Source organism: Pseudomonas fluorescens (assembly GCF_902497625.1).
Lineage (GTDB): Bacteria > Pseudomonadota > Gammaproteobacteria > Pseudomonadales > Pseudomonadaceae > Aquipseudomonas > Aquipseudomonas fluorescens_BQ.
On record NZ_CABVGX010000077.1, the window covers coordinates 1 to 9,008 of the forward strand.

The 9,008-nt window shown below is 59.5% G+C and carries 6 protein-coding genes and 1 pseudogene; 3 read left to right on the forward strand and 4 right to left on the reverse strand.

Annotated features, from left to right (window positions below; genetic code table 11):
- From F8N12_RS26725 to F8N12_RS26745, 4 genes are all read right to left on the reverse strand, one after another.
- Positions 1-499: HlyD family secretion protein (locus F8N12_RS26725; protein WP_150583057.1), on the reverse strand; the 499-nt coding region annotated here is incomplete at its 3' end.
- On the reverse strand, positions 492-2,030 hold the full coding sequence (locus F8N12_RS26730; protein WP_150583058.1) for an efflux transporter outer membrane subunit: 1,539 nt from the start codon (positions 2,028-2,030) through the stop codon (positions 492-494). The genes F8N12_RS26725 and F8N12_RS26730, both read right to left, overlap by 8 nt.
- 81 nt (positions 2,031-2,111) lie before the next feature.
- On the reverse strand, positions 2,112-4,238 hold the full coding sequence (locus tag F8N12_RS26735) for a TonB-dependent receptor family protein (protein WP_150583059.1): 2,127 nt from the start codon (positions 4,236-4,238) through the stop codon (positions 2,112-2,114).
- Positions 4,239-4,858: 620 nt separating this feature from the next.
- Entirely contained in the window at positions 4,859-5,677 is an 819-nt protein-coding gene (locus tag F8N12_RS26745; protein ID WP_150583061.1) for a helix-turn-helix transcriptional regulator, read from the reverse strand.
- Between the two features lie 103 nt (positions 5,678-5,780).
- Between F8N12_RS26745 and F8N12_RS26750 the strand changes: the two genes are divergently transcribed.
- The 3 genes and pseudogenes from F8N12_RS26750 to F8N12_RS26760 form a co-directional block, all read left to right on the forward strand.
- The gene (locus F8N12_RS26750; RefSeq protein ID WP_150583062.1) at positions 5,781-6,737 is read left to right on the forward strand and encodes a threonine dehydratase; all 957 of its coding nucleotides are present in this window, start codon (positions 5,781-5,783) and stop codon (positions 6,735-6,737) included.
- A 214-nt stretch (positions 6,738-6,951) separates the two neighbouring features.
- Positions 6,952-7,449, forward strand: coding sequence for a hypothetical protein (locus F8N12_RS26755; protein ID WP_224787753.1), 498 nt, complete (start codon positions 6,952-6,954; stop codon positions 7,447-7,449).
- 710 nt (positions 7,450-8,159) lie between these two features.
- Positions 8,160-9,008, forward strand: a pseudogene (locus F8N12_RS26760) (IS3 family transposase); the annotation flags it as partial.

Consider the following 9,008-nt stretch of genomic DNA (forward strand, 5'->3'; position numbering starts at 1 on the left):
TGACGGCTTGCTCACGGTTGGCGCGCGACACCTCGAGCAGGCGTACGGAAATGGTACCCGGGTCGTCGCGGTACAGGCCCTCGAGGCGTTGATTGTCCTGCCGCGCCTTCAGCTCGTTGGCGTGCGCCGCGCGCAGGTTGGCTTCGGCGGAGGCAATGCCGGCAGTGCTGGCGCCGATCTGCCGGCGCGTTGCTTCAAGGTCGGCTCGGGCGCGGTCGACGGCAATCTGATAAGGCTGCGGATCGACTTCGAACAGGACGTCACCGGCATTGACGGTCTGGTTGTTACGCACATTGACGCGGATGACCCGACCGGCGACTTCCGACGCCACCGGGATGACAAAAGCGCCGACGCGGGCCTGTTGCGTATACGGCGTAATTCGATCGGCCAACAAGTACCACGTCAGGCTGAGGACGATCAGCAGCAGCACCCACTTGAGACCTTTTTTCGCCGGGTCGGCGGGTGGCGTCGGGGCAGCAGGCTGCGCGGCTTCACTCATGGTCGTTCACCTTGTTCGGTTGGGCGACGGGCTCATCGAGAAGATCGCCCCAGTCCGTTCTGCGCTGCATCTGCTGGCGCGTGGCGGGGTCGATTTTGCCTTGCGCGGTGTACCAGCCGCCGCCCAGCGCTTTGTACAGCGCGATCAGATTGCTCACGGCATTGCTGCGACTGACCAGGTAATTGTCCTGCTGCTCCAGCAGGGCGCGCTGCGCATCGAGTACACGCTGAAAGTCCGAGTAGCCTTCGCGGTACTGAGCGCTGGCCAGTACCAGCGAGCGCTTGGCGGCGACTTCGGCCTCGCGCAGGATTCGCTCGCGCTCCAGGGATTTGATCAGGCCACTGGCGGCATCGTCGGCCTCGCGCGCTGCCTGACGAACCTTGTCGCGGTAGGCTTCGATCAGTTGTTGCAGGCGGGCGTCCTGTACGCGCACGTTGTTGCTGATCTGGCCGTGGTCGAACAGGTTCCAGCGCAGGCTGGGGCCGCCGATCAGGTCCAGGTTTCTGGACGTGCCATCGAGCGTATCGGCCGACCAGACGATGCTGCCGAGCAAGGTCAACGAGGGATAAAAGTCGGTCACGGCGACGCCGATCAACGCGGACTGAGCGGCGACATTCAGTTCGGCGGCACGCACATCCGGGCGCCGCTGTAGCAGGTCGGCCGGCACATCCTGCAGCACCGCGCGGTCCACCAGCGGAATCAGCCCTTGATGTTCGGTCAGTGGTGGCAGCCTGCCGGGCGGCTGACCGATCAGAATCCCCAAAGCGTTGCGCGTACGTAGCAACTGATCTTCAAAATCGGGGAGGGTGCTCAAGGTGCCGAGGTATTGGGTGCGGGCCTGTTGCAGATCGAGTTCGGCGCTCTGGCCGCTGTTGAACAACTTCTCGGTGATCTCGAAATTGCGCTGTTGCTGTTTGGCGTTTTCCCTCGCAACCTGCAGGCGAGCCTCGGTGGTACGCAAGGCAAAATAGGTATCGGCAACCTGGGCGCGCAGGAGCACCAGCACGTCTTCGTAATTGGCCTGTGCGGCGAAGTAGCTGGCGTCCGAGGACTCGATGGCGCGACTGAAGCGGCCCCAGAAATCCAGCTCCCAGCCGACATCGAAGCCGGCACTGTATTGCCACAAATGCGTGTCCTGCGGATTGATCCCGCCCGATTGCCGACGGTTGAAGTAGAGGCTGTCGGCACTGGCTTGCTGCACCTGCGGATAGCGCCCGGCTTGCGCGATGCCGAGGCGGGCGCGGGCTTCCATGACGCGCAAACCGGCGATCTTCAGGTCGGAGTTGTACGCGTCGGCGTCGGCAATCAGGCGGTCGAGCTGCGGGTCGGCGAATACTTGCCACCATTGGCGCAGATCAGGGGTCTGGCTGCGGTGCGTGGACTGCTCAAGGGCCGTGCTGTTCCAGTTCTCCAGCCAGGCCGGTCGGGGCGATTCAAAGTCAGGGCCCAGACGTACGCAGCCACACAAGCCGAGCACGCCGAGCAGTAAAAGTCGGGGAGGGTGCAGCGACAGGGTGGCGCCTGAGAGCATTGCGTATGAGTCCGGTCAAGGAAACTCTCAGGAGCATAGACGGCTGGCAGCGAGTTGAACGCCTGGGTTTGACTCGCCGGCTTAGCGCAGGCTCCACGACACCCCGAGATAAACCCCGAAACCTTCGCCGGGCGTCGACCGTGCGGCGTCCAGGCCTCTGTCGTCGTATCCCGGCGTGACGGTAGCGGCGTAACGCTTGTCGGTCAGATTGCGCATGTCCAGCCAGGTCTGCCAATCGTCTTTGGGTGCGTTGTAGCCCACGGTTGCGCCGAACAACGCATAGGGATCGGCTTCATAGGTATTGGCGTAATCCACTTCGACTTTCGACACTAACTGGGTGTTGAGCGCAGCGAAGAAACCTTGCGACCAGTCGTAACGCAGCTCGCCCTGGTAGTAATGCATCGGCAGACCCGGCAGGCGGTTGTCGCCAAATCGATCGTCATCGCGGTAATGGAAATCGCTGAAAGTGTAGCTCTGGCGCAGGCTCAAACGGCCGCCATCAGCGTTCGACCACAGGTCGCTGTGCAGGCTGGCCTCCACGCCCTGGTGCACGGTGGGGCTGGCGTTGAGTTCGTAAGGTGTGACGGCGTTGGCGTCCGGCAGCACCGAAAGCAATTCGTGGCGTATCTGTGAGAAGTACCAGGCGAGGCTCCATTGCCCCAGCTGACTGTCGCCGCGCCCGCCGATTTCCAGGGTGGTCGCGGTCTGGTTTTGCAGCTTGACCGGATCGCGCTGGGTGCCCGTCGCGGCGCCGCTGCCCGCTGGAAAACGCTGATTGGCGCTGTAGATGAGCGACCAGGGATGCGGGCCTTCAACCGAACGGCTGAGGTTGCCGAACACCTGCACATCGGGCGTGAGCTGGTAGCGCAGACCCAGGCGTGGGGCGTAGTCCCAGTCGCCGAGGCTGGTTTTACCCCCGCCTTGCGGATAGGTCACGGCGCTCTCGCGACGGGTATAAATGGCAGCAAGGCCGGTGGTCAGCCACAGGTCGTCAGCGATCTCCAGGTCATTGCCCAGGTGCAAAACGGTGTCCGAGCCTTGATAGGTGAAGTTGCGCATGTGTGTGCCTGGCGCATAGCTGGCAGTATTGCCGGTGGGGATGCGCACCAGTTCGCTGGCGCCGGCGTTGGGCAAATGCTTGGTTACGCGCAGGCCCATCGTGCTGCGGCTTTCCAGGCCTAAGACGGTGTCGCGACGCTTGTAATCGAAGGTGCCGCTGATGTCTGTGTACGCGACCTTCAAACGGTTCGGTCCCTCGCGCAAGTCCATCGGATAGTCGTGATAAACCAGGCCGGTCTGGATGCTCGAATCATCATCGATGTAATAGGTGGTTTTGTTGCCGATGAAAGTGCTGCCCGGCTGCTTGCGGCTGTCGTCGCGCGCTACGTAGGCGGGGTTGGCCGCACGTGGCGTGTGCTCCAGGGAATCTTTGGTGACCCGCCCGGCGAGGTCGTTGTCGGTCTGGCGATAACGAAAGTAGAAGCGTGTTTCCAGATTCGGATTGAAGCGGTAACCGACGTTGGCGATCAGGCCCTGGCTGTCGCTGGCGGTGTGATCCTGATAACCGTCGGCGTTTGCGTCCGTCGCCGACAGGTAATAATCGAAAGCGCCCAGCACCTGCCCGGAACTGATTTGACGCTGCTGATAACCATGGCTGCCCATCGCGTAGCGCACCTGCAACAGCGGGGCGTCGTAGCCGGTGTGGCTGACGTAGTCGATGGCGCCGCCGAGGGCGAGGGCGCCGCGGTCGAAACCGTTGGCGCCGCGCAGCACTTCCACGTGGTCGAGCCACAACGGTTCCAGCAATTCGTAAGGCGTGCCGCCGGGCCCGGTCAGCGGCAAACCGTCGAGCATCGTGTACAGACCGGACGCATGCGCACCGGGCGCGCGGTTGATGCCCGATCCGCGAATCGAAATCTTCACCCCTTCGTTGCCTGCCGACTGCGCATATACCCCCGGCTGATAGGCCAGCACATCCTGATTGCTGGCCACGCGGCCCTGCAGCGGGCGGCGCATGTCGATCACGCTCGTGCCGCCGGGCACCTCCGCCAGCCGCGCTTTGGCGTCTTCGATCGTTTGGTCTTCGCCGCTCAGGCCTTCAGCTTGAATAAGCACCTGGCCGAGTTCCAGGCCTTGAGTCTCGGCCATGGCCGAACAGGTGAGGGCCAGGCCCAGCAGCGCAGCGGGCAAGGATTTGGACGAGGGCATTGAGCGAAACTCCAGACGTGCAGAAACGGGCAGTGAAGAACTGCGACGCAGGGAGTCACGAAGGAAACACATGGGGCCTGGTTTTTTTGCGCGCAGGAGGTGATGGCGCGGGAATCTGCAACGGGCGCAGCCCTTGTGGCGAGGGGACTTGTCCCCGTTGGGGCGCGCAGCGGCCCCTTTTGGGTGTTCATCGAACGCAGGGGCCAGCTGCGCAGGCCAACGGGGACAAGTCCCCTCGCCACAGGGCGGCACCCGCTACAGGTCCTGCGGGGTGGCGCAGGACGGGGCAGTGCGCCTACGCCGGCGGATCGATCTGATAAACGAAAGGGTGGCAGCTGTACGCAAGTTAGTCGACCGCAAAGGGTAAGCAAAACCGGCGCGTCCGAAGACGCCATGCGCACAGCTACCATAAATGCAGGCGAATACCTGACTGACGATACTTGTACGACCGCTTCACCTTAGCCGGGCGACTAAACCCCATCACTCCAAGTTACCGGGCGACCTCCGGGCGCACAAGCCGGCGGATTCTGGCGTATGCGTAGGCAACGGCGCAAGGTTGTGTAGCTTTCAGGAATTAAACCGGAGGCGTGTTTCAACAAGCACTGTGCCGCTTTATTCTGTCAAGATCTAGCGCGTCCAGAACATGCGCGTAATTGCGCCGGGCCGACACCCATTCGCTGTTTGAACGCCGTGGCCATATGCGCCTGGGAACTGAAACCGCAGGCGAGGGCGATGTCCGACAGGCTGGCGGTTGAATCGCGTAAACAGGCGCGCGCCCTGGCCAGGCGCCGATCAATCAGGTAACTGTGCGGGCTCCTGCCCGTCGCCTGTTTGAACGCCCGCATGAAAAACCCTTCCGACAAACCGAGCAACCCGGCCATCGCTTGCACGCTCACCGGACCTTCGAGGCCGGCGTCGATGAAATCGTCAAGCAACCGCATACGTTTGCTGTTTATCGAGCTTTGGTGCGGCGTCGCAAGCCCCGCGGAATACTGCGCGCGTTCAGTCAGGGCGAGCGCCCAGGCTTGCCAGTCGTCATCGAACGAGGGCTTCAACAAGGCGCGGCGCATGCACTGCGCAAGGGCAATGGCCTGGGCATCGATACGATTGTTGAATACTCGATCCGCCATCCGCTCGATGCCATCGGCATGCACGACCCGCAGGTACTCACCGCCAACAGGCGACTCGGACAGCACGTCACAGCCGGCAGGAACGAAGGCCAGGCTGTTCGGCGCACAGACAAAAGGCAGCACGCGGTCGCTGCCAATCGCGTGTAAACCTTGCTGGCTGTCGAACGCAAACCCGATTGCGGAATGAGTCGCGACGTAGCGAGCCGCATAGGCGGAGCCAGGCAACAATTCGATCAGCCACGGACCGGCCTCGACACGGCGAACCGGCTCCGGGACAGGCGATGGCTGCAGGCTATTTCGATGGCTCATAGTGAGCATAGTAATGAAAAGGGCGCCGGGAAGTCAGGTCAGTTTTTTGAAAGCCAGCGCTGCATTCGTCTGAAAGACTGAGCGAAATTTTCTGGAGGTGCCCATGTACAGTCTGACGCGTGATGAAATCGAACAAGCGGCTCGCCAGGTTTATCAAGTCATGCCGGCCACTGCCCAATACGCCTGGCCGTTGCTGGGGCAGCGCATGGGTTGCACGGTCTGGGTCAAACATGAGAACCACACCCCGACGGGCGCATTCAAGGTTCGCGGCGGCATCACCTTCATGCACTGGCTGAAGCAGACCCACCCGGATGTAAAAGGCATCGTGACCGCTACCCGCGGCAACCATGGCCAAAGCCTGGCACTGGCGGCAACTGCGTTGGGTTTGCAGGCGCTGATCGTGGTGCCGCAAGGCAATTCGGTGGAGAAGAACTCTGCCATGCGCGGCTTCGGGGGCGAGGTGGTCGAATGTGGCCACGATTTCGAAGACGCCCGCGAGGAGGCAGCCCGGCTGGCGCAGGTGCATGGCCTGTACCTGGTGCCGCCATTCCACACCGAACTGGTCAAAGGCGTGGCGACGTATGCACTGGAGCTGTTCAACGCAGCGCCGGATCTGGACACCGTATACGTGCCGATTGGCTGTGGCTCGGGAATTTGCGCAGTGATTGCGGTTCGCGATGCACTGGGCCTGAAAACCGAAGTAGTGGGGGTGGTGTCCGACGCCGCAGCAGCGGCGAAACTATCGTTCGATTCAGGCGAAATCATCGAAACCGCTTCAGCGAATACCTTCGCGGACGGGCTCGCCGTGCGCAGGCCAATCCCGGAAGCGTTCGCTGTATACAGCAGCGGTGCATCACGAATCGTGGCGGTGAGTGACAGTGAGGTTGCCGAAGCCATGCGCGTCTATTACACCGATACGCATAATCTGGCTGAGGGCGCAGGTGCAGCAGCACTGGCGGCAGTGATGCAGGAGCGAGAAACCGTAAAAGGCAGAAAGGTAGCGGTGATTTTGTCCGGCGGGAACATTGACCGAGCGGTGTACGCGAGGGTTATTCAATGAGTGCGGCAGAGGTTGGAGCAATAGCTCTACTAAATGGTTGTTTAGTCGAGTTATTGCTTTCACATATATTAAGAGGAGGGTAGATCATGCTTAGAACACTATCTTTCAAACATGATGCGTATCGCTCATGGTGGCAAATTCTGCAGCTACTTCCAAGTGAATAACATCAATGGGTCATGTTCCGAGCTGGATGCTTCAAAGCGCTCACAATTACTTGAAAGCTGCTGAGGTTCTGGACACGCAGAACCTGCCGCACGTTGCCCAGGTCAATGCGGCGATTGGCATGGAAATCCTGCTCAAGAGCTTTATTTGCGTGCCTGACCACCATCAAGGTACATCCGGCGAAACCTGGAAACTCGATTCTGTAGCGTTGGCCAAGGCTCACCAATATCTGAAAAGCGTCGCTAAGACTTTCCGTAGAACGCCCGATAAGCACGATCTGTTGACGTTGTTCCATGCCATCCCCGCAGCGGTTCGTAGCAGCCTGGCGCTGAACAGCCAGGAAGAATCCTTCGAGAGATACCGCGACGTGTTCACCAACAGCCGTTATCCGTATGAGTCGAACAGTTGGAAATTTTCCGATCCGGAGCTTATGAAGTTGCTGCGGTGGACGCTGGCCAACGTGGTGGGCTATTACAAGGAACATGGTTGTGAGGAACCGTTCGTCCTGGATTACATCGCTGAGGTCCAGGCACAAGCTTCAGCAGAGTGATCAAGGCGTGGGCCTGGCTTCGAATCTGACCCACACTGACGTTGATGAATGAATTCATGGGTTCGTATAATGTATATTATGTTAAACGACAGGTCATGTCATAGATGTTCATGAGCTGTCTAAGAGTACCCGGAAGTAAATATCCAAATTTATGGGAGGTAATTGTCCATATCGGAAAATCCTGTCCGCCTTTGGATCTTTACTTCCAGAAGCAGCAGTCAGCTATTGACCACTTTTTTGGCGTCCAGAACTCGCACCGACGGAAATCCAGGATTACTTATCCGGATCCGAATCTCACAGAACGGGGAATGAATCTTGAGGTAGCACGAGTACTCGGAAGTAATTCTTTGTCTGGAACGTGCAAATATTTTCATACAAAATTGATCCCCATTCGTTTCTCTCTTATCCCCGAACCCGGCACCCACCTTTTACTTCGGAGACCCCCTCAGCTTTCGATAATTGCTGGCAATTACATAGGAGAGCCACCTGTATCCAAGGCTGACGACTCGTGGGTTGTACGCTGGCGGGACAAGACGTCGAACTGATTAGGATTTCTCCCAACCTCCGCCCCGTATCATGCAACACCTTGCATGCACAGCTGGCCGCCCACCAAGCCCCTGAACGACTTCCTTAATGTCAGTCTGAATGTAGTGGTCTAATGAAACCGGACACCCATTTAGGCGAGAATGCTCGCCAGATCGAGGTGTCAGATGACCAAACAACGCCGCTCCTTTACTCCTGAATTCAAGCGCGAGGCCGCAGCCCTCGTGCTCAAACAAAACTACAGCTACATCGAAGCCAGCCGTTCACTAGGCATTGGTGAGTCGGCATTGCGCCGCTGGGTTGACCAGATTCAGAAAGAACATAAAGGCATCACCCCGCAGAGCAAGGCGCTGACGCCGGAACAGCAAAAAATTCAGGAGCTGGAGGCCCGGATCGCTCGGCTTGAGCGAGAGAAATCCATATTAAAAAAGGCTACCGCGCTCTTGATGTCGGAAGATCACGAGCGTTCGCGCTGATTGCCCAGTTGAGCGCCCATGAGCCGGTTGATTGGCTGTGCAAGGTGTTTGACGTCACTCGCTCGTGTTACTACGCCCAGCGCCTGCGGCGCCGCACGCCCGATGTTGAACGGCTTCGATTACGTAGTCGCGTCAGTGAGCTGTTCTCGCAAAGTCGCAGCTCCGCGGGCAGTCGTAGCATTCTGTCGCTGATGCGTGAAGACGGTGAGCAACTCGGTCGATTCAAAGTTCGTAGCTTGATGCGCGAGCTTGATTTAGTCAGCAAACAACCCGGCTCCCATGCCTACAAACGAGCAACAGTAGAAAGACTGGATATCCCGAACACATTGAACCGCGAGTTCGACGTGCCAGCGCCTAATCAAGTCTGGTGCGGCGATATCACCTACATTTGGGCTCAAGGAAAGTGGCATTACCTGGCTGTCGTCCTAGATCTTTGTACGCGTCGGATCGTGGGCTGGGCGCTGTCGGAAAAGCCAGACGCTGAGCTGGTGATCAAAGCGCTGGATATGGCTTACGAGCAGCGTGGCAGGCCTTCGGATC